Here is a 19,587-nt window from a genome sequence, read left to right on the forward strand (position 1 = left end):
GGGGCTCACTTTCAGTAGAACGGCGGGTAGTCGGCCGGGCTGGTCGTCGACGGCTTCACCCGGAAGGTCTTCAGCACCTGGCTCATGATCGTGTGGAACAGCGGAGCGGCGGCTGCCGACGAAGTAATGGTAGTCGGGTATCCGAGGTTGACCGAAACGACGTACTGCGGATCGTCGACCGGAGCCACACCCATCACGGAGACGTAGTACGAGGGCAGGTAGCCGCCTTTGCCGTCCGGTTGCTGGGCGGTACCGGTCTTGGCCGCGATGCGGTAACCGGGGATCTGGAGCTGTTTGGAGAGTTCACCGTCGGTGACGACGCTCTCCATCATTCCGAGCGTCGTGTTGGCGGCGGCGGCCGACACGACCTGCGTCGACTTCGGCTTGGGTACATCGGTGACTTTGCCGTCGGCCTGCTTGCAGCCCTCCACCAGCGTGAGCGGAACTCGCACGCCGTTGTTCGCCAGCGCCTGGTAGGCACTCACCATCTGCACCTGGGTGGCCGAAACGCCCTGCCCGAACATCGTGGCGTACTTGGTCTGGTCGTCCCAGTCGCTGACCGGGTGGAGGATGCCGGAGGACTGTCCGGGGAAATCGATCCCGGTGTCTTCGCCGATGCCGAACTTCTTCAGGAAGTCGTAGCGGGTGTTGTCGTTGAGACGCTGGCCGAGGATCGACATGCCGGTGTTCGAGGATTGCATGAGCACGCCGGTGAGAGTCAGCCGTTCGGGGTCGTGATACCCCGAATCGTGCAGGTCCGCGCCATTGCCGGATTTGAAGGTGTAGGGCGCAAGGACCTGCGTGGTCGGCGTCGCCTTTCCCTGGTCGATCAGCATGCTCGCCGTGAGCGCTTTGAAGGTCGAGCCGGGCTCGTACGGGGTGCTGAACGGAAGGAGTCCACGGTACTCCGGCGCCGTGGCATCGATGTTGTTCGGATCGAGCGGCGGCCACTGCGCGATCGCCTTGATCTTGCCCGTCTTGGCCTCCGCGACGGTCACGAAGCCGAACTTGGCTCCGACCGCTGCTGTCTGCTGGGCGAGTGTCTGCTCGGCGAACCATTGCAGATCGCTGTCGATCGTCAGTTTCAGCGTTCCACCGTCTTTCGCCGGTTTCTGCACGACCGTGCTGCCGGGGATGGCGACGCCGTCGGCGCCGCGCTGGTAGGTCTCGCTGCCGTTCTCGCCCGCGAGGCAGGCGTTCCCGCTGTCCTCCAGACCGGCTTGCGGCTCCCCCGCGCCCGAGACGAATCCGAGCAGCGGACCGGCGACGGCCCCATTCGGATAGGTGCGCGCGGCGACTTTCTGGAAGGTGAGCCACGGGTAGGGAAGACCGTCGAGCTTGTCGAAGGTCCCGACATCCATGCCGGTCTTGACGACGGCGTACTTCGACTTCGGGTTCTCTTTGAGGGCGTTGTCGATGATGGCGACGATCGCGGCGCCGCCCTGCCCGGTGATTGCGCCGATCTTGTCGGCCGCCTTGATCATCCCCGCCCTGCCGCCGGCCATCGCGTCCGACGGTGAGAGGTTCGCTGTGTAGCGGAACACCGTGTCGGCGAGAACAGTGCCATTGGCGTCCACGATGCTTCCGCGAACACCGGTGAGCGTCGTCTCGACCTCTTTGGCGTTCACCGACTCCTTCTGCAACTGAGCCGCGTGCACCACCTGGATGTCGACCAGCTTGCCGCCGAGGATCCCCACCGTCGCGGCCACCGCCACCATCGTCACCGCCGTGCGGCGGCGCATCGTCTTTCTCGTGATCACGATCGAGTTCGTCCCGTCGTCAGCGCGTCACCGGAGTGGGCAACGCTCCCTCCAACGGTACGGTCGGCGGCGGCGTCGCCTTGGTCGGCACGCTCGTGCTGCCCGAATTCCCAGCTTGACCCGTCGTGGCCGCCGCCCCGGTCTTCCCGTTCGTGCCGGCCTGGACGGCGAGCGGAACACCCGCCAGCAGCGAGTTCGGCACGAGGTTGCCCTGACCGCCGGTGACCGTACCCGCCGATCCGCTCGCCGGGATCGGGGCGCCGAGGACGGCCCCGTCGGAAAGACGGAGGTAAACGGGATTGCTGTTGTTCACCATGCCGAGGGAGTTGGCATTCGCCGCGAGATTCTGCGGCGAGGCGATGCGGTTGAGATCCTCCGAGGCCGCCTGGTACGAGCGCTGAAGCTCCGTCTGCTTGTTCTGCAGCGAGTTGATCTGATAGGCCCCCTGCGACAGGGCGATGCTCAGCAGGAGCTGTGCGACGACGATCCCCAGCAGCGTGCCGATGGCGATGATCGCGTACACCGCACGCGGCCGCGCCCGACGCTGCACCCGGGTGGAGACGACCTCGAGATGACTCGGACGCTCCTCCTCGGCGGGCCGGGGCGCGGTTCGGCCCACCCAGCCGACCGCCGGACGCTTCTCAGCGAGATTCGTGCTCACGAGGCCCTCCTCACTCGCTCGGCCGCGCGCAGACGCACCGGCGTCGCCCGCGGGTTCGCCGCCTTCTCGTCGTCGTTCGCCAGTTCGGCGCCACGGATCAACAGCTTCAGCTCCGGGCGGTGCTCCGGCAGCTCCACCGGGAGTCCGGGCGGCGCGCTCGAGACCGACCGGGCCTGAAGTTCGCGCTTGACGATGCGGTCCTCCAGCGATTGGTAGGCCTCGACGACGATGCGGCCACCGACCGCGAGAGCGTCGATGGCCGCCGGAATCGCTCGTTCGAGCACCGACAGTTCTTGATTCACTTCGATTCGCAGCGCCTGGAACACTCGCTTGGCGGGATGCCCCTGCCGCTGCACGGCGACCGGGGTGGCCTTGGTGATCACATCGACGAGTTCGGCCGAACGGACGAACGGACGGGTATCCCTCGCCTCCACGATCTTCTGCGCGTAGCGCGCCGCGAGCTTTTCCTCGCCGTAGTCGCGGAAGATCTTCCGCAGCTCCGCCTCGCTGTACTCGGCGAGGATGGTGGCGGCTGTGAGGTCGCTCGTCGCGTCCATCCGCATGTCGAGCGGGGCATCCTTCGAGTAGGAGAAGCCTCGTTCCACCCGGTCGAGCTGCAGCGACGAGACGCCGAGGTCGAACAGCACACCCTGGATCTCGGTGTAGCCGAGGCCCTGCACCGCTTCCAGGATTCCGTCGTACACGGTGTGCACCAGGTGCACTCTGTTGCCGAAGGGGGCGAGCCTGCCACCGGCGATGGCCAGCGCATCCGGATCCCGGTCGAGACCGATCAGGGTGATCTGAGGGAACCGCTCGAGGAGACCGGCAGCGTGCCCGCCCATACCGAGTGTCGCGTCGACCACGACGGCCCCCGGCGCCTGGAGTGCCGGGCCGAGCAGTTCGATGCAGCGTTCGAGGAGCACCGGGGTGTGGATCTTGTCATCGGTCATGATGCGACGGGATCGGGCTCCTGATTCCTGATCCCCATCCATTCCGACCTGGCACCGGGGAAGTGTGTCAGGGCGGCGAATGGCTGGGAGTCGGGCGCCAGGTGCTAGAAGAGTCCCGGAATCACCTCCTCGGTGGTGTTGGCGAATGTTGCTTCCTGCTCGGCCAGGTAGGTCTCCCAGGCCTGTGCGTCCCAGATCTCGGCGCGGCTTCCTGCACCGATCACGACCAGGTCGCGATCGAGTCCCGCGTAGGTGCGGAGCGTCTGCGGCACCGTGACGCGGTGCTGCTTGTCCGGAACCTCCGAACTCGCCCCGGAGAGGAACACGCGCAGATAGTCACGGGCTTGCTTGCTGGTCACCGGCGCCTGGCGGATCTTTTCGTGCAGCGATTCGAACTCACGCTGACTGAAGACATAGACGCAGTGCTCTTGGCCGCGGGTCAGAACGATGCCGGAGGCGAGCTCATCCCGGAATTTGGCCGGCAGGATGATGCGCCCCTTCTCGTCGAGCTTGGGGGCATAGGTACCGAGGAACATCGGTGACTCCCCCCACTCTTCCGGCCAAGGTTGCGGTGTGGCTCCACTTTACTCCACAACCATCCACGATTGCACTCATTTGCATTGTTTTAACGCGAATGGGTGACAAAAGGCCCCGAAAAATCAAGGCTTTTCGGGGTGGAGGAAAGTGGATCAGGATGGCAGCAAGAGGGCACAAAAAAAGGGCCGATCCGAAGATCGACCCGAGAAACCCGCTCCGGTGGAGCGGAAGGGAGTACTAGCCCTGCCCGTCTTGGCGCTTGTCCCAGCGGTCATTGAGCTTGTGCATGAACCCGGCCTGGGCCGGCTTCGAAGCGGAGGCCGGAGCCCCCTGCTGCGGCTCATCCGGAGCGCCACCCGCGCGCTTGCCCGGTGCGATGGCCAGCAGCACACCGAGGAACATCACGATGAAACCGACGACGCCGACGATCGTGCTGACGACGGCGATGGGCAGGAAGACACCGGTGATGAGAACGCCGATGCCGACGACGGCGATCAGGATGCCGAGAACGACCGAGCGGTACGGGGTCTTACCCCGTCGGGCTCCGACCGTAGCGACGAAATCTGCGTCGTTCTGATAGAGACTGCGCTCCATCTCTTCGAGGAGGCGCTGCTCGTGTTCCGAAAGCGGCATCCGTTTCCCCCTCTTTCTCGGGTTCAAGGCCTTATGAAGCTGATTCTAGTCCCGCCGCGATGGCTAGGCTAGGCGTGTGTCAGAAAGCATTCGGTTCGTCGACCTGATCCAGACCAGAATCGATGGATTCCTCGATGCACGCTCCTCCATTCTCGTCTCCATCGCCGACGAACTCGCCCCGATCCAGGCTTACTCCCGGGATTTTCTCAGCGGCGGCAAGCGATTCCGTGCACTGTTCTGCTTCTGGGGCTGGCAGGCGGTGCGCTCCTCCGGCTCCGCCCCCGAAGACGCCGGGGTCTCACCGGGCGGCGCCCTCGACGCCGTCGTGTCTGTGGCGAGCGCCCTCGAGGTGTTCCACGCGGCCGCGCTCGTGCACGACGACATCATCGACAACTCCGACACCCGTCGAGGAGCCCCCTCTGCCCACCGCCGCTTCGAGCGGCTGCACGCCCAGAACGCCTGGCAGGGATCGGCCACGTCGTTCGGAACGGGGGCGGCGACCCTGCTCGGCGACCTCCTGCTGATCTTCAGCGACGAACTCTTCGACGAAGGACTCGGCGAACTCGTGAGCGCCGCTTCCCGGCGCGCCGCCCGCACCGAGTTCAACAGGATGCGCCTGGAGGTGACGGCCGGCCAGTACCTCGACATCTTCGAAGAGATCGGCTGGAGCAGCCAGCCCGACACCGATCAGCTCGCCCGCGCGGAGCGCGTCATCATCTACAAGTCGGCGAAATACAGCATCGAGGCGCCGCTGATCATCGGCGCCTCCCTCGCCGGGGCGACGATCGGCCAATTGGAAGCCCTGAGGGCGTTCGGTCTGCCGCTCGGGATCGCGTACCAGCTGCGCGACGACCTGCTCGGTGTCTTCGGCGACGCGGAGGTCACCGGCAAACCGAGCGGGGACGATCTGCGCGAGGGCAAACGCACGGTGCTCGTCGCCCTCGCCCGCGAGGCGCTCCCCGGCGGCGCCCGGTCGGCGTTCGACGAGCTGCTCGGCGATCCGACGCTCACCCACCAGCAGATCGAGACCCTCCAGATGACCATCCGCGACAGCGGTGCCGTCGACAAGGTCGAGGCGATCATCGCGGCGAACGTGGCCAGGGCGATCGACGCGATCGACGCCGCACCTCTGGGGTCTCAGGCGAAGGCGCAGCTCCGGGAGCTCGCGGTCACCGTCACTCGCCGCGCATCCTGAGGGGCGCAGGCCTCAATCAGGCGAGAGCTTGCGCCACCCGGCGCACCTCGGCCTTGCGTCCGGCGCGCAGCGCCTCGATCGGCGAAGCACCGAGCACATCTTCTTGGCCGATGAGCCAGTCGACGGCCTCATCATTGTCGAATCCAGCGTCGCCGAGCACGATCAGCGTGCCCCGCAGTTCGCTGAGGGGTTCGCCGTCACGGACGAACGACGCGGGAACCTTCAGAACACCGTCGACCCGCTTGGCGGCGAGGTGCTTGTCTTCGATCAGGCGGCGGACCCGGCTCACCCCGAGACCGAGGATGTCGACGAGATCGGGGATTGTCAGCCAGTCTTCGGCTGCGGCTTGCTCAGTCACACCCCTAGCCTGTCATGTCCGAGCGCCGGCCGGGAGCGGGTTCGATTGTTACGATCGTGTTAACTCAAATCACATTGGTCACAGTAGTTGACTCCTTATACGTTCTGTGCCAGCGTTGAGGCTCGCAGGTAATCGAAAGGCGGGGGTCGCATGTCCGTGCTCGACACCGAGCCGCGAGTCGCCCGGCACCGGCCTGAGCAGCCGGCGCGTCGCACAGCGCGCTCCGTGCTCGCCACGGTTCCCCTCGCCATCGCCAGCTCCATCGCGATCACCCTCTCGCTCGTCTCTCCGGCCCAGGCGACCACGCCGCCGCACCGCGACTCCGAACGCTCGAAAGACAAAGCCCCGGATGCGCTCGGAACCACGCGCGTCAACCTCACCTCCGCCCCGACCACCTCCCCCGCCCTCACGACCATCGCCGGCGCCCCGGCCCGGTACACCGTGCAAACCGGGGACACGATCAGCGGCATCGCCGGCCGATTCGGACTGTCGACCGCGAGCGTGCTCGCGTTGAACGGCCTGAGCTGGAAGAGCCTCATCTTCCCCGGCCAAGTCCTCGCTCTCACGGGCGCGACCTCCTCCGCGCCCGCCGCGCCGGCGCCCAGCACTCCCGCGCCGTCGTCCGCCAAGTACAAAGTGGTCTCCGGCGACACCATCAGCGGCATCGCCGGCCGGTTCGGCGTCCCGACCAGCGCCGTCCTCAGCGCCAACGGGCTCTCCTCCTCCAGCCTGATCTTCCCGGGTCAACTCGTGACGATCCCCGGGCTCGCCACCGCCTCCCTCGACACACCGCACGCCTCGACTCCGATCGCGGCCCCGGTCGCGCCGGCCCCCGTCCCCGTTCCTTCGACGGGCACCGTGGTCGCGCTCACCGCCGAGATGCGGGCGAACGCCGCCGTGATCATCCAGGTGGGCCGGCAGGAGGGCGTCGGCGACTTCGGGATCGTCGTAGCCCTCGCCGCGGCTGCGCAAGAGTCCGGCGTGCGCAATGTGCAGTACGGCGACCGCGACTCGCTGGGACTGTTCCAGCAACGCCCGAGCACCGGATGGGGAAGCCCCGCCCAGATCCTCGACCCGCACTACGCGGCGCGCGCCTTCTTCGGAGGCCCGAACAATCCCAATCCGGGGCGCACCCGCGGCCTGCTCGACATCCCCGGCTGGACGAAACTGAGCGTCACTCAGGCTGCGCAGGCCGTCGAGATCTCGGCATACCCGGATGCCTACGCCAAATGGGAGGCGTCCGCTCGCGTTTGGCTCGCCCAGCTCGGCTGAGCCGGCCCACCATGATCACAAGGCGATCACAGCGCCGCACTTCACGGTGTTTTGCAGGGTTCGCGCCGCTCCTGTTCTCTAAACTCGACACGTGACCACGAGCCAAACCGACCCCCTGATCGGACGTCTGATCGACGGCCGGTATCAGGTGCGCTCGCGGATCGCCCGCGGGGGCATGGCCACCGTCTACCTGGCGACCGATCTGCGCCTCGAACGCCGGGTCGCCATCAAGGTGATGCACGGCCACCTCGCCGACGACAGCACGTTCAAGAGCCGGTTCGTGCAGGAGGCCCGCTCGGCCGCGCGCCTCGCGCATCCGAACGTCGTGAACGTCTTCGACCAAGGCCAAGACTCCGATATGGCCTACCTGGTCATGGAGTACCTGCCCGGCATCACCCTGCGCGATCTGCTGAAGGACTACGGCAAGCTCACCTCCGAGCAGACGATCGACATCATGGAGGCCGTGCTGAGCGGTCTCGCCGCGGCGCACAAGGCCGGCATCGTGCACCGCGACCTCAAACCCGAGAACGTGCTGCTCGCCGACGACGGGCGCATCAAGATCGGCGACTTCGGGCTCGCCCGCGCCGCGAGCGCCAACACCGCGACCGGCCAGGCACTGCTGGGCACGATCGCCTACCTCTCCCCCGAGCTCGTGACCCGCGGCGTCGCGGATGCGCGCAGCGACATCTACGCGCTCGGCATCATGATGTTCGAGATGCTCACCGGTGAACAGCCGTTCCAGGGCGAGCAGCCGATGCAGATCGCCTACCAGCACGCGAACGACGCCGTGCCCGCGCCGAGCAGCAAGAACCCCGCCGTTCCCCCGGAACTGGACGACCTCGTGCTCTGGGCGACCGCCAAAGACCCCGACCAGCGCCCCCGCGATGCCCGGGAGATGCTCGACCGTCTCATCGAGGCGGAGAAGGCGATCCGCGGCGAGACCGGCGCACTACATCCCACGATGGTGCTCCCGCCGGCCTTCGGGCCGGGTGTGAACGAGGGCGACACCCAGATCATCAACCCCGCCATCCGTCAGCAGGTCGCCGCCAGCGCTCCGGATACCCTGACCACCCTCACCGCTACGGCAAAACGGCGGCGGACGAAGGGCTGGTGGTTATTCGCTCTCGTCCTCGTGCTCGCCGGGGTCGCCGGGGGTACCGGATGGTACTTCGGCTCCGGGCCGGGCTCGACCGTGCAGATCCCCGACCTCTCGTCGAAGACCCCCGCGGTCGCGGCCACGACGCTCACGCAGCTCGGATTCGAGACCAAACAGGGCCAGGAGTACAACACCACCATCGCCGCCGGGCTGGTGTCGAGCACCGATCCGGCCTCGGGAGCCTCGGCGAACCGAGGAAGCATCGTGACCATCCGGGTCTCCCAGGGCCCCAAACCGATCACGCTACCGGTCCTCGCCGGCATGTCGCTCGCCGACGCCAAGGCTGCGATCGTCAAGGCCGGCGCGAAGGTCGGCGATGTCGCGCAGCAATTCGATGCGAAGATCCCGGCCAACACCGTGATCTCGGCCGCGACCTCCGACGGCACCGACGTCTCCGGCGGCGGTAAGTCGTTCGAGGGACGCACGGTCGCCCTCGTCGAATCGGTCGGCGCTATCCCGAACGTCGCCGGGAAGTCCGTGGCCGACGCCACCAGCGCGCTGCAAGCGGTGCACCTGCTCGTGGCGAACGGGCCGCAGAACTACAGCGACACCGTCGAGAAAGGCGATGTCATCTCCGCGCAGCCCCAGGGCAGCGGGCCGGTGAAGCCCAACGACACCCTGCTGCTGGAGACTTCGAAGGGTCCGGAACCGGTGGCGGTACCCGACGTCGTCGGCAAGACCTGGGATGTCGCGAAGAAGGCTCTCAAAGACGCCGGGTTCGACCTCCAATACAGTGCGATCGCCGATGTGGCCCCCTCGGCCTTCGTCGTCTCCAAGATCAGCCCCGCAGCGGGCGAGATGGTCGCGAAAGGCTCCACCATCACAATCAACTTCGCGGGCTTCTGATTCGCCGAAGCCACGCGCTCAGTCCGCAACGAGAATCGCCGTGTGATCAGACGATCACACGGCGATTCTCATTCTGCCCACGATGTTGTGATCAGCGGGCGGCGAGCTCCTCGGCCACCAGGAACGCGAGCTCCAGCGACTGCATGTGGTTGAGGCGGGGGTCGCACAGCGACTCGTAGCGCGTCGCCAGCGTGGCCTCGTCGATGTGCTCGGAACCGCCCAGGCACTCCGTCACGTCGTCACCGGTGAGCTCGACGTGGATGCCGCCCGGGTGGGTTCCTGCGGCACGGTGCGCCTCGAAGAAGCCCTTGACCTCGTCCACGACGTCGTCGAACCGGCGGGTCTTGTACCCGGTCGGCGTCGTCAGCCCGTTGCCGTGCATCGGATCGGTCACCCACAGCGGGGTGGCGTCGGCCGACTTGATGGCCTCGAGCAGCGGGGGAAGCGCATCCCTGATCGTGCCCGCGCCCATGCGCGTGATGAAGGTGAGCCGACCCGGCTCGCGATTCGGGTCGAGCTTGTCGATGAGCTGCAGCATCGTCTCGGGGGTCGTGGACGGGCCGAGCTTCACGCCGATCGGGTTGCGCACCCGCGAAAGGAAATCGACATGCGCCCCGTCGAGGTCGCGCGTGCGCTCCCCGATCCATACGAAATGCGCCGAGGTGTTGTAGGGCGTGCCCGTGCGCGAGTCGATCCGCGTCATCGGCCGCTCGTAGTCCATCAGCAGACCCTCGTGGCTGGAGTAGAACTCCACGCGCTTCAGCTCGTCGAAGTCGGCGCCGGCCGCCTCCATGAACTTGATGGCGCGGTCGATCTCCTTGGCGAGACCCTCGTAGCGCTGGTTGGCCGGGTTGGCGGCGAAGCCGCGGTTCCAGCTGTGCACCTGACGCAGATCGGCGAAACCACCCTGCGTGAACGCCCGGATGAGGTTCAGCGTCGAAGCGGCGGTGTGGTAACCCTGCACCAGCCGGCGCGGGTCGGCCTGACGCGACTCCGGCGTGAAATCGAAGCCGTTCACGATGTCGCCGCGGTACGCCGGAAGCGTCACACCGCCTCGGGTCTCGGTGTCGCTGGAACGGGGCTTGGCGAACTGCCCGGCCATCCGGCCCATCTTGATCACGGGCATCGAGGCACCGTAGGTGAGGACGACCGCCATCTGCAGCACCGTCTTGACCCGGTTGCGGATCTGGTCGGCGGTCGCACCGGCGAACGTCTCGGCGCAATCGCCGCCCTGCAACAGGAAACCTCTGCCCTCTGCCGCAAGCGCGAGCCGATCGCGCAGCTGGTCGACCTCACCTGCGAACACGAGGGGCGGCAGCGAGGCGATCTCGGCCGACGCGGCGGCCGCGGCATCCGCATCAGGCCAGTGCGGCTGCTGCTTCACCTCGAGGGTGCGCCAATAGTCCAGGCCCGCGATCACAGATTCGTCAGCCTTCACGACGGGATCAGTGGTGTCTAGCACAGGACGTCCGCTCAGTTCAGGGCGCGCGATACGACTCGCACACGCCAGTGGGTATGACGGAGCGCGGGCGATCCCGCGCACCGGATATCTGAGCCTATCGTGAAAGCGAAGCCCGCTTTTCCTTCACGCTGCTGGCGTACACATCCACGTATTCCTGCTCGCCGAGGGCATGCAATGCATACATGATCTCGTCGGTCACCGAACGCAGGATGAACCGGTCGCCCTCCATCCCGTCGAAGCGGGAGAAATCGAGTGGCCGCCCGATCACGATGCCGATGCGCCCGACTTTCGGCAGCCGCGTTCCGATCGGCATGATCTTCTCGGTGTCCACCATCGCCACCGGCACGACAGGGACATCGCCCTCGAGGATCATTCGGGCGACACCCGTGCGGCCCCGGTACAGCTTGCCGTCGGGGCTGCGGGTGCCCTCCGGGTAGATTCCGAGGATCTCCCCCCGGGCGAGCACCGCGAGCCCGGTGTTCAGCGAGTCTTCGGAAGCCTTACCGCCGGACCTGTCGATGGGGATCTGGCCGGTGGCGGTCATGAACGCCTTCGTCGCCCAGCCTTTGAACCCCTTGCGGGTGAAGTAGTCGCTCTTCGCGAGGAACGAGACGTGCCGGTCGACGACCAGAGGCAGAAAAATCGAGTCGATGAACGAGAGATGGTTGCTCGCCAGGATGACCGCCCCACCGGCGGGGACGTTCTCGAGACCGATGACCCACGGCCGGAAGATGCCCTTGAGCAGAGGACCTGCGATCAGGTGCTTCATCAGCCAGTAGAACATCGGCTCAGCCTAACGCTCCGACGCGCTCAACCGCGCGAGATCCGCCGCGCCGACCACGCCGGCGTCGTTCACGAGCTCGGCGATCCTGAACTCGGGCTCCGGGTGATAGCCCCGAGCCGGAACGTTCTCCAGATACGCCAGACGGATCGGCTCCAACAGCAGATCGCCCGCCTGAGCGACACCACCGCCGAACACGAACAGCTGCGGGTCGAGAACGGCACCCAGACTTGCACACGCCTGGCCGAGCCAATCGCCCAGCTGACGCAGCGCCGCGAGAGCACCCGGATCGCCCGCCGTGATGAGATCGCTGATGTCGTGTCCACTCAACGAACCGGTGCGGGAGCGCACATCCGCCAACGCCTGGCCGATGCCGCCCGCGTCGGCCAGCTCGTTCGCCATCCGCTGCAGAGCGCGACCGGAACCGTACTGCTCGATGCAGCCGTGAGCGCCACAACCGCAGGCGAGGCCGCCGGGGACCACCCGCATGTGGCCCACCTCCGCGCCCGCGCCGAAACCACCACGGAACAGCCTGTCGTTGCTGACGATCGCGCCGCCGACGCCGGTGCCGATCGTCAGGATGACCATGTCGCTGACCAAGCGGCCGGCGCCATAACGGAACTCGGCCCATCCGGCAGCGTTCGCGTCGTTCTCGATGATGATGGGGAGGTCGACCCGCTGCTCCAGCTTGGCCCGCAACGGTTCATGCCGCCAATTGATGTTGGGCGAGTAGTACACGGTCGACTGCGCAGCATCGAAGAACCCCGCCGCGGCGACACCGGCGCCCGCGATCTCCTCCGGGCCGTTCGCCAAACGCTCGATCATCGCGACGACCGCGTTCTCGATCTCCGCAGGCTCCGCGGCATCCGTGGGAACACGATCCTCGCGGACGATGGTGCCGAGTTCGTCGACCACCGCCCCCGCGATCTTCGTACCGCCGATGTCGATCCCGATCGAGTGCACAGGCGGCAGCCTTTCTGAAGAATGAGGGAGGGGGATGCGGTGCCCGGCCAGAGAGCTCACATCCGCACCATCTAGAGTGTAGTTAACCAGTTTGGCGAAGGCCATTCCGGTCGAAAGCCCGCCCGTACCGGTACCGAGGGAGTTACCGTGAAACAGTTCGACACCCCGGCGATCGTCGCCGCAGATCCGACCGCCAATGCCACCGATCTCCTGGTGGCCCGCGTCGCCGCGACCCCGGATGCAGCCCTGTTCGCCGTCCCGAACGGCGACACCTGGGAAGACATCAGCTGCGCCGAGTTCCTGCGCCAGGTCGTCGCCCTGGCGAAAGGTCTCGTCGCCAGCGGCATCCAGCCAGGCGACAAGATCGGCCTGATGTGCAAGACCCGTTACGAGTGGTCGCTCATCGACTTCGCCACCTGGTTCGCCGGCGCGGTTCTGGTGCCGATCTACGAGACGTCGTCCCCACACCAGGTGCAGTGGAACATGACCGATTCCGGCGCGATCGCGATCATCCTCGAGACGCCGGAGATGTTCGCGCGCTTCGACGAGGTGCACGCCGACCTCCCCGACATCGGAAACGTCTGGCAATTGCACCTCGGCGACCTCGACAAATTGGCGGCCGCCGGTGTCGACGTCCCCGACGCGGAAATCGAGCGCCGCCGCACGATCGCCGAGGGCGCCGACATCGCCACGCTCATCTACACCTCCGGCTCGACGGGCAAGCCGAAGGGATGCGTTCTCACCCACTCCAACTTCGTCGAGCTCTCCCGCAACTCGGCGGAGGCCCTCAAAGAGGTCGTCCTGCAGCCGGGCGGGGCCTCCACGCTGCTCTTCATCACCACCGCTCATGTGTTCGCCCGCTTCATCGCCGTCCTGTGCGTGCACGCCGGCGTGCGCGTCGGTCACCAGGCAGACACGAAGGAGCTCCTCCCCGCCCTCGCCAGCTTCAAGCCGACCTTCCTCCTCGCGGTTCCGCGCGTGTTCGAGAAGGTCTACAACTCGGCCGAACAGAAGGCCGAAGCCGGAGGCAAGGGCAAGATCTTCCGCCGCGCCGCGAGCGTGGCCGTCGAGTACTCGAAAGCGGTCGAGGCCGGTTCAGTGCCATTCGGTCTGCGCCTGCGGTTCGCCCTGTTCGACAGGCTCGTGTTCAGCAAGCTGCGCACGGCGATGGGCGGGCGGGTGAAGTATGCGGTCTCCGGCTCGGCGCCGCTCGGCTCGCACCTCGGCCACTTCTTCCACAGTCTCGGAATCAAGATCTTGGAAGGGTACGGCCTCACCGAGACCACCGCCCCGGCCACGGTCAATCTGCCCGACCTGTTCAAGATCGGCACCGTCGGCCCCGCCCTTCCCGGCGTCTCGATCCGGTTGGCGGACGACGGCGAGATCCAGGTGAAAGGCATCAACGTCTTCGAGGAGTACTGGAAGAACCCCGAAGCCACGGCGGCGGCATTCGACGACGGCTGGTTCCGCACCGGCGACCTCGGCAGCTTCGACGACGACGGCTTCCTCAGCATCACCGGCCGCAAGAAGGAGATCATCGTCACTGCCGGTGGCAAGAACGTCTCCCCCGCAGCGCTGGAAGACCCCATCCGGTCGAACCCGCTGGTCAGTCAGGTCGTCGTCGTCGGCGACCAGAAACCCTTCATCGCCGCGCTCGTCACCCTCGACGCTGAGATGCTTCCGACCTGGCTGGCCAACAACGGCGAAGACAAGTCGATGGGTCTCGCGGAGGCCTCCGTGAACCCGGCCGTCAACGCCGAGATCCAGCGGGCCGTGGATGCGGCGAACACGAACGTCTCCCGGGCCGAGTCCATTCGCAAGTTCGTCATCCTGCCGAGCGACCTCACCGAGGCGAGCGGGCACCTCACACCCAAACTCAGCATCAAGCGCGCTGTCATCCTGAAAGACTTCGCCGACACGATCGACGGAATCTACTCCGGCGCGCCCGCCACGCAGGGCATCTCCCTAGCCCACTGACGCACACACATTTGTGCCGAATGGCGCCTCCCGTTCATGTGGAGCCGACATTCGGCACAAATGTGTCGTTGCTGGCCGCGAGCATCGCTCGGCGATGGCGACTCCACGAGGTCGCGGCGCTCGATGTCGTCCTGCCACTGCTGCGGGTCGATCCGGTGGTGGTCGCCCTCGTATTCCACCGCGAGTCTCAGCGACGGGATGCTGAGATCCGGATGAAGCCGGACTGTTCCGCCGAGCACGTCGACCGGCTCGTTGACCCGCAGATCCCGATAGCCGTTCGCCCGCAGCAGCAGCCTCAACAGCGATTCCGGGCGGGAGTCTGCGCCGAACCGGATCTCGCTGAGAGCCCATTCGCGGGCGCGGGCACCTTTCGTGCGGTGGAGACACTGCGCGGCCTCGACGAGCCCCTCGAACGTCACAATCGGCTCACGTCCGCGGGAGCCGACGAGGAAGTCCCCCGCCGCCACGAGATCCTCCCGGTCGAGCGCCCCGGCCAGCTGACACCAGACCTGAGACGGCGAGCAGATCGGAAAGCCATCGACGACCGAGGGAACCACCCGACCGAGGCTGTGCCCGATCACACCACGCCCGCGCGGTGCCGTCCTCGGCCGTTCGACGCTGACATGCACCGCGCCCCGTTCCACCGTCGACGGCATTGGCACACCGAGGAGTTCAGCGGCCGTCCGGTGTGAGAAATGTGCACCCGGTGCATCTTCAGCAGGTAGGCACCGCAGAGTTCGCGCACCGACTGCGGAGCGACCGCCGAGTGGATCGACTGGAACGGATGGTGGATGTCACGCGCCCGCAGGCGTGACGGCCTCAGGCCGTGGACCTGCGCCTCCCGAGCGTGGAAGGGTCGCATCGCGAGCGGGGCCGGCAGCGGTTCTGGCGTTCGCGTGCGCACATCGTGACACCCCGACGATCATCGTCGCCCGCATCCCACCCAAACAGTGGAAAACGCCCCGACCACTACGACCCTGTGGAAAGAACATTTGTGCCGAATGCCGGCTCTGGCGGCGTCGAAAGTGGGATTTGTGGCAAATGTCGGCCGTGCAGGAGGTCAGATGTGGTCGCGCCAGGAGTGGGCGGGAGCGTAGCCGAGGATGCGCCGCGCTTTACCGATGGAGAGCAGGGTGTCGGTGGTGCCGAGGTCACCGGTGACCGGGACGTCGGGGAAGACCTCCGCGACGAGCTCCGCGTTTGGCCGCGACATCACGGTGTCGGCCGCCGCGATGATGAACCGGTCGAAGCCGGTCGCCTCCCAGTCGAGGGCACGACGGATCGCCTGGGCGCCGTCCCGGGCGTCGATGTAGCCCCAGAGGTTCCATTTGCGCGCTCGCGCGTCGGCGTCGAACGACGGGAACTCCGCATAGTCGGCGGGCTCCATCACATTGGAGAAGCGCAGCGCCACGATCTTGAGCTGCGGATCCCACCGCACGAGCTCGATCGCCATCTGCTCTTCGAGATGCTTGACGAGCGAGTATGTGCTCTCCGGGCGGGCCGGGTACTCCTCGTCGACGGGGATGTACGGCGGCGGAGCGTCGAACGGCAGGCCGAGCACCGTCTCGCTAGATGTAGTGCCCAGGGACGTTGTTTGATTTGGCATCCGTGACATGGCGAGAACCTCCGGGCCAGAGTGGGAGTTGCTTAGACACTCACTCGAAACCTGGAGGTTCTCGTGTCTCACGGTAATGCGGCTTTGACGCCGCGGCAAAGGTTGCGTGTTGCGCGACTGATCATCGACGAGGGCTGGACCGTCGCTGCGGCGGCTGACTACTTCCGTGTTTCGTGGCCGACCGCCGCGAAATGGGCACGCCGCTACGTCGAACTCGGCCCGGAGGGGATGACAGATCGGTCCTCCCGCCCGCACGCGCATCCGAATCGGACCCCGCAGCTGCTGGTGAAGAAGATCGTGCATCTGCGGATCAAGAAACGCCTTGGTCCGGTGCAAATCGCTGGCCGGCTGGGGATGCCGGCGTCGACCGTTCACGCGGTTCTGGTGCGTTGCCGTCTCAACCGGCTCACCCATGTCGATGTGAAGACCGGGGAACCGGCCCGACGTTACGAACACGACTACCCCGGATCGCTGATCCATGTCGATGTGAAGAAGCTCGGCAACATCCCCGACGGCGGCGGGTGGCGGTTCGTCGGCCGAGCCCAGGGCGACAGGAATCGGGCGAAGACGCCGGGCAAAGACCGCAACCAGTACTACAACCCGAAGATGCGACACGCGTTCGTGCACACCGTGATCGATGACCATTCCCGCGTCGCCTACGCCGAGATCCACGACGACGAACGCGCTGAGACTGCGATCGGAGTCCTCCAACGGGCGACGTCCTGGTTCGCCGATCGTGGAGTCCGCGTCGAACGCGTCCTCTCCGACAACGGCTCCGCCTACCGCTCCCACGCCTGGCGACACGCCTGCACGGACCTCGGCATCCGCCCGAAGTTCACCCGCCCCTACCGGCCGCAAACGAACGGCAAAATCGAACGCTTCCACCGCACGATGAGCGACGGATGGGCATTCGCCCGCCACTACAACTCCGAGTCAGCCCGCCGCGCAGCCCTCCCCGCCTGGCTCCATCACTACAATCAACACCGACCCCACACCGCCACCGGAAAGCTCCCGCCCATCACCCGGCTATCGAGCAACCTACCTGGGCACTACAGCTAGACGCGTACACGATGTTCCGGATGCCCGCGCGCCGGGCCGCCTGGAAGACGTTGAACGTCACGCGGATGTTGTTGTGGAAGGTCGCGACATCGCTCAGGATGCCCGGGGCCGGAATGGCGGCGAGGTGCACGATGGCGTCGAACCCGTCGTGCTTGTCTTCCACGCCGAGGATGGCGTCGATCGTCTGCCCGTAGTCGGTCAGGTCGACCCGCACGAATCCTGGACCGCGCTCTCCCGTCGAATCCAGATTGACGACCTCGTTGCCCGCCGCCGCGAGTTCGCGCACAACCGTGCGCCCGAGCTTTCCTGATCCACCGGTGACCGCGATTCGCATGGCGTCAGTCTACGGACCCGCGCCGACAGCTGTGACCGGTCTCGTGCTGCTAGAACCAGTCGCTCTCGCGAACCTGCTTCATCGCTTCGCGGCGACTCTCCTTGTCGAGCCGGTCGAGGTAGAGCGTGCCATCGAGGTGGTCGGTCTCGTGCTGCAGCGCCTGCGCCATGACGCCGGTGCCGGAGAGCTCGATCGCGTTTCCGTCGAGGTCGGTTCCGGTCACGCGGGCGAACGGGTACCGCGCCGTCTTGAACCAGAGCCCGGGAACCGAAAGGCAGCCTTCGTCGACCAGCTCCGGCTCCCCCGACACCTCAGCGAGCACCGGGTTGAGGATGTAGCCGACATCGCCGTCGACGTTGTAGCTGAACGCGCGCAGGTTCACACCGATCTGCGGAGCGGCGACGCCGGCCCGCCCCGGGGGAAGCACGCTGTCGATCAGGTCGTCGACGAGGCCGCGCACGCCGTCGTCGATCGCCCCGACGGGTGCGGAGACGGTCTTCAGCACGGGGTCGCCGAACAGGCGGATCTGTCGTTCGGTCACAGCACTCTCCTCGGATGCTCCGCCCGGCCGGGCGGCGGTGTTTCGGGCGGCGCTCAGCCGCGGTTGGTCGGCAGACCCTCGACGACCAGTGCCGCGAGCGTGCGCGCGGACTGTTTCGTCAGGGGCTTCAAGTCTTTGTACGAGACGACGGAGCCGGCCGCCAGCTGGGGGTCGTAAGGGATTCGCACCACCTCACGCACCCGCGAACGGAAGTGCGACTCGATCTCGTCGAGCTTGACGAGGTTGGTGCCCTGGGTCGCCGTGTTCAGCGCAACGATCGCATTGCGCACCAGGTCGCCGTATCCGTTCGCCTCCAACCAGGTGAGCGTCTCGGAGGCCAGGCGCGCCTCGTCGACGCTGCCGCCGGAGACGATGACGACAGAGTCGGCCCGCTGCAGGGTGGCCCGCATCACCGAGTGCACGATTCCCGTGCCGCAATCGGTGAGCACGATCGAGTAGAACCTCGCCGTGAGGTCGGCGACGACGTTGTAGTCGTTCTCGTCGAACGCTTCGGAGAGCAGAGGGTCGGTGTCAGAGGCGAGGATGTCGAGGCGGGTCTCGTCGCGCGAGACGAGGGCCGAGAAGTCGGTGAAGCCGCCGATGCTCGGGGCCTTCTGCACCACATCCCGAACGGTCGCCCTGGTCTGTTTGGTGACGCGCTCGGAGAGGGTTCCACGGTCGGGGTTGGCGTCGATGGCCACGATGCGGTCTTCGCGCGCGTCGGCCAGCGCCATGCCGAGCAGGGTCGTGACGGTCGTCTTGCCGACGCCGCCCTTGCGGGTGAGCACCGGCACGAACCGAGTGCCGCCTTCGAACGCCTTCTGGATGCGGTGGTCGAGCTCTTTGCGCGCCCGCACCTTGGCGGAATCGCCGAGATTCACCGTGTGGAAGGTGACTCCGTAGACGAATCGCTGCCAGCCGCCTTCCGGGCCGGGCCGGGTCTTGCGGTTCACCTCGAGGAGGCGGTCGGCGGTGAGCATGGCCGCCGGCTCCGGCTGCTGCGAGTGTTCGCCGCGGAGGCGGTCGCGGCGGGACTGGCTGAAGGGGTCGGAACCGGGAAGCGGCGGGATCTCCGGCTCGTCATGCTGCTGGGTGGCCGTCGGCCCCGTGGCGAGACGGGAGGCGACGATGGCGACCGACATCGTGTTCGGCTCGGTCGGCGACGCGACGAACCCGGGGTTCACCGGCACGTCGTCGATGGCGACCGCCACTTCGTCTTCCGGCGCCTCCGGTGCGGGTGCGGGCGGCAGGTCGACGACGATGCTGAGGTTCTCGGGTACCGAGATCGTCAGATCGCTCTCCGTCGTCGCGAGATCGCCCGCCTCGCTCTTGTCCGGCTTGTCTGCCACGGAAGTCGTCTCCTTCTGCCGCTGGTGCGAGCGACTGAGACAGTTTAGCGGGCTGCGACCGGCCCACCATCGCCGCCGGGCACCAAATGCCCGCAGAGACGCGACAGGGCCGCCGAACGAATCGGCGGCCCTGCTCTC

Annotated in this window: 17 protein-coding genes and 2 pseudogenes; 5 read left to right on the forward strand and 14 right to left on the reverse strand. The window is 66.7% G+C overall.

Annotated features, from left to right (window positions below):
* Positions 1–11: 11 nt before the first annotated feature.
* The 5 genes from K5L49_RS04630 to K5L49_RS04650 all read right to left on the reverse strand — a co-directional run bounded on the left by K5L49_RS04630 (position 12) and on the right by K5L49_RS04650 (position 4,541).
* On the reverse strand, positions 12–1,760 hold the full coding sequence (locus tag K5L49_RS04630) for a peptidoglycan D,D-transpeptidase FtsI family protein (protein ID WP_223690835.1): 1,749 nt from the start codon (positions 1,758–1,760) through the stop codon (positions 12–14).
* Positions 1,761–1,779: 19 nt separating this feature from the next.
* A complete protein-coding gene (locus K5L49_RS04635) occupies positions 1,780–2,421 on the reverse strand; it encodes a hypothetical protein (protein WP_223690836.1) in 642 nt (213 codons plus the stop codon).
* Positions 2,418–3,371 carry a 16S rRNA (cytosine(1402)-N(4))-methyltransferase RsmH gene (gene rsmH, locus K5L49_RS04640; RefSeq protein ID WP_223690837.1) on the reverse strand — a complete coding sequence of 318 codons (954 nt, stop codon included), beginning with the start codon at positions 3,369–3,371 and terminating at the stop codon, positions 2,418–2,420. Before rsmH ends, K5L49_RS04635 begins: the two co-directional genes overlap by 4 nt.
* A gap of 104 nt (positions 3,372–3,475) precedes the next feature.
* Entirely contained in the window at positions 3,476–3,907 is a 432-nt protein-coding gene (gene mraZ, locus K5L49_RS04645; RefSeq protein ID WP_223690838.1) for a division/cell wall cluster transcriptional repressor MraZ, read from the reverse strand.
* A 238-nt stretch (positions 3,908–4,145) separates the two neighbouring features.
* Positions 4,146–4,541, reverse strand: a complete 396-nt coding sequence (locus K5L49_RS04650) for a DUF3040 domain-containing protein (RefSeq protein WP_223690839.1) — start codon at positions 4,539–4,541, stop codon at positions 4,146–4,148.
* A gap of 76 nt (positions 4,542–4,617) precedes the next feature.
* On the opposite strand from K5L49_RS04650, the gene K5L49_RS04655 reads away from it, so the two are divergent.
* Positions 4,618–5,736, forward strand: a complete 1,119-nt coding sequence (locus K5L49_RS04655; RefSeq protein WP_223690840.1) for a polyprenyl synthetase family protein — start codon at positions 4,618–4,620, stop codon at positions 5,734–5,736.
* 16 nt (positions 5,737–5,752) lie between these two features.
* Here the strand turns inward: K5L49_RS04655 and K5L49_RS04660 are convergent, their stop codons facing one another.
* Positions 5,753–6,094: an Rv2175c family DNA-binding protein gene (locus tag K5L49_RS04660; protein ID WP_223690841.1), complete on the reverse strand. Its 342-nt coding sequence runs from the start codon at positions 6,092–6,094 to the stop codon at positions 5,753–5,755.
* Positions 6,095–6,244: 150 nt separating this feature from the next.
* Here K5L49_RS04660 and K5L49_RS04665 point away from each other — a divergent pair, with 150 nt between their 5' ends.
* Together K5L49_RS04665 and pknB are read left to right on the forward strand one after the other, a co-directional pair.
* Entirely contained in the window at positions 6,245–7,366 is a 1,122-nt protein-coding gene (locus K5L49_RS04665; RefSeq protein ID WP_223690842.1) for a LysM peptidoglycan-binding domain-containing protein, read from the forward strand.
* Positions 7,367–7,457: 91 nt separating this feature from the next.
* Positions 7,458–9,368, forward strand: a complete 1,911-nt coding sequence (gene pknB / locus K5L49_RS04670) for a Stk1 family PASTA domain-containing Ser/Thr kinase (protein WP_223690843.1) — start codon at positions 7,458–7,460, stop codon at positions 9,366–9,368.
* A gap of 91 nt (positions 9,369–9,459) precedes the next feature.
* Here the strand turns inward: pknB and K5L49_RS04675 are convergent, their stop codons facing one another.
* From K5L49_RS04675 to K5L49_RS04685, 3 genes are all read right to left on the reverse strand, one after another.
* Positions 9,460–10,788 carry a class II 3-deoxy-7-phosphoheptulonate synthase gene (locus K5L49_RS04675; protein ID WP_223695238.1) on the reverse strand — a complete coding sequence of 443 codons (1,329 nt, stop codon included), beginning with the start codon at positions 10,786–10,788 and terminating at the stop codon, positions 9,460–9,462.
* 136 nt (positions 10,789–10,924) lie between these two features.
* On the reverse strand, positions 10,925–11,614 hold the full coding sequence (locus tag K5L49_RS04680) for a lysophospholipid acyltransferase family protein (RefSeq protein ID WP_223690844.1): 690 nt from the start codon (positions 11,612–11,614) through the stop codon (positions 10,925–10,927).
* 9 nt (positions 11,615–11,623) lie between these two features.
* A complete protein-coding gene (locus K5L49_RS04685) occupies positions 11,624–12,574 on the reverse strand; it encodes an ROK family glucokinase (protein WP_223690845.1) in 951 nt (316 codons plus the stop codon).
* A gap of 147 nt (positions 12,575–12,721) precedes the next feature.
* Between K5L49_RS04685 and K5L49_RS04690 the strand changes: the two genes are divergently transcribed.
* Positions 12,722–14,551: an AMP-dependent synthetase/ligase gene (locus K5L49_RS04690; RefSeq protein WP_223690846.1), complete on the forward strand. Its 1,830-nt coding sequence runs from the start codon at positions 12,722–12,724 to the stop codon at positions 14,549–14,551.
* Here the strand turns inward: K5L49_RS04690 and K5L49_RS04695 are convergent.
* Complete coding sequence (locus K5L49_RS04695) at positions 14,506–15,108, reverse strand: very short patch repair endonuclease (RefSeq protein WP_223690847.1); 603 nt, start codon at positions 15,106–15,108, stop codon at positions 14,506–14,508. The genes K5L49_RS04690 and K5L49_RS04695 overlap by 46 nt on opposite strands.
* Before the next feature lie 503 nt (positions 15,109–15,611).
* Positions 15,612–16,124 (reverse strand): annotated as a pseudogene (locus tag K5L49_RS04700) (NAD-dependent epimerase/dehydratase family protein); the annotation flags it as partial.
* Between the two features lie 105 nt (positions 16,125–16,229).
* Between K5L49_RS04700 and K5L49_RS04705 the strand changes: the two are divergent.
* On the forward strand, positions 16,230–17,225 hold the full coding sequence (locus K5L49_RS04705; RefSeq protein ID WP_223690382.1) for an IS481 family transposase: 996 nt from the start codon (positions 16,230–16,232) through the stop codon (positions 17,223–17,225).
* Here K5L49_RS04705 and K5L49_RS04710 read toward each other — a convergent pair.
* The 3 genes and pseudogenes from K5L49_RS04710 to K5L49_RS04720 all read right to left on the reverse strand — a co-directional run.
* A pseudogene (locus K5L49_RS04710) lies at positions 17,221–17,559 on the reverse strand (NAD-dependent epimerase/dehydratase family protein); the annotation flags it as partial. The gene K5L49_RS04705 and the pseudogene K5L49_RS04710 overlap by 5 nt on opposite strands.
* 49 nt (positions 17,560–17,608) lie before the next feature.
* Positions 17,609–18,100, reverse strand: a complete 492-nt coding sequence (gene def / locus K5L49_RS04715; protein ID WP_223690848.1) for a peptide deformylase — start codon at positions 18,098–18,100, stop codon at positions 17,609–17,611.
* A 53-nt stretch (positions 18,101–18,153) separates the two neighbouring features.
* Entirely contained in the window at positions 18,154–19,449 is a 1,296-nt protein-coding gene (locus tag K5L49_RS04720; RefSeq protein WP_223690849.1) for a MinD/ParA family ATP-binding protein, read from the reverse strand.
* Positions 19,450–19,587: the final 138 nt, after the last annotated feature.

The sequence above is a fragment of the Leifsonia poae genome, from assembly GCF_020009625.1.
GTDB lineage: Bacteria > Actinomycetota > Actinomycetes > Actinomycetales > Microbacteriaceae > Leifsonia > Leifsonia poae_A.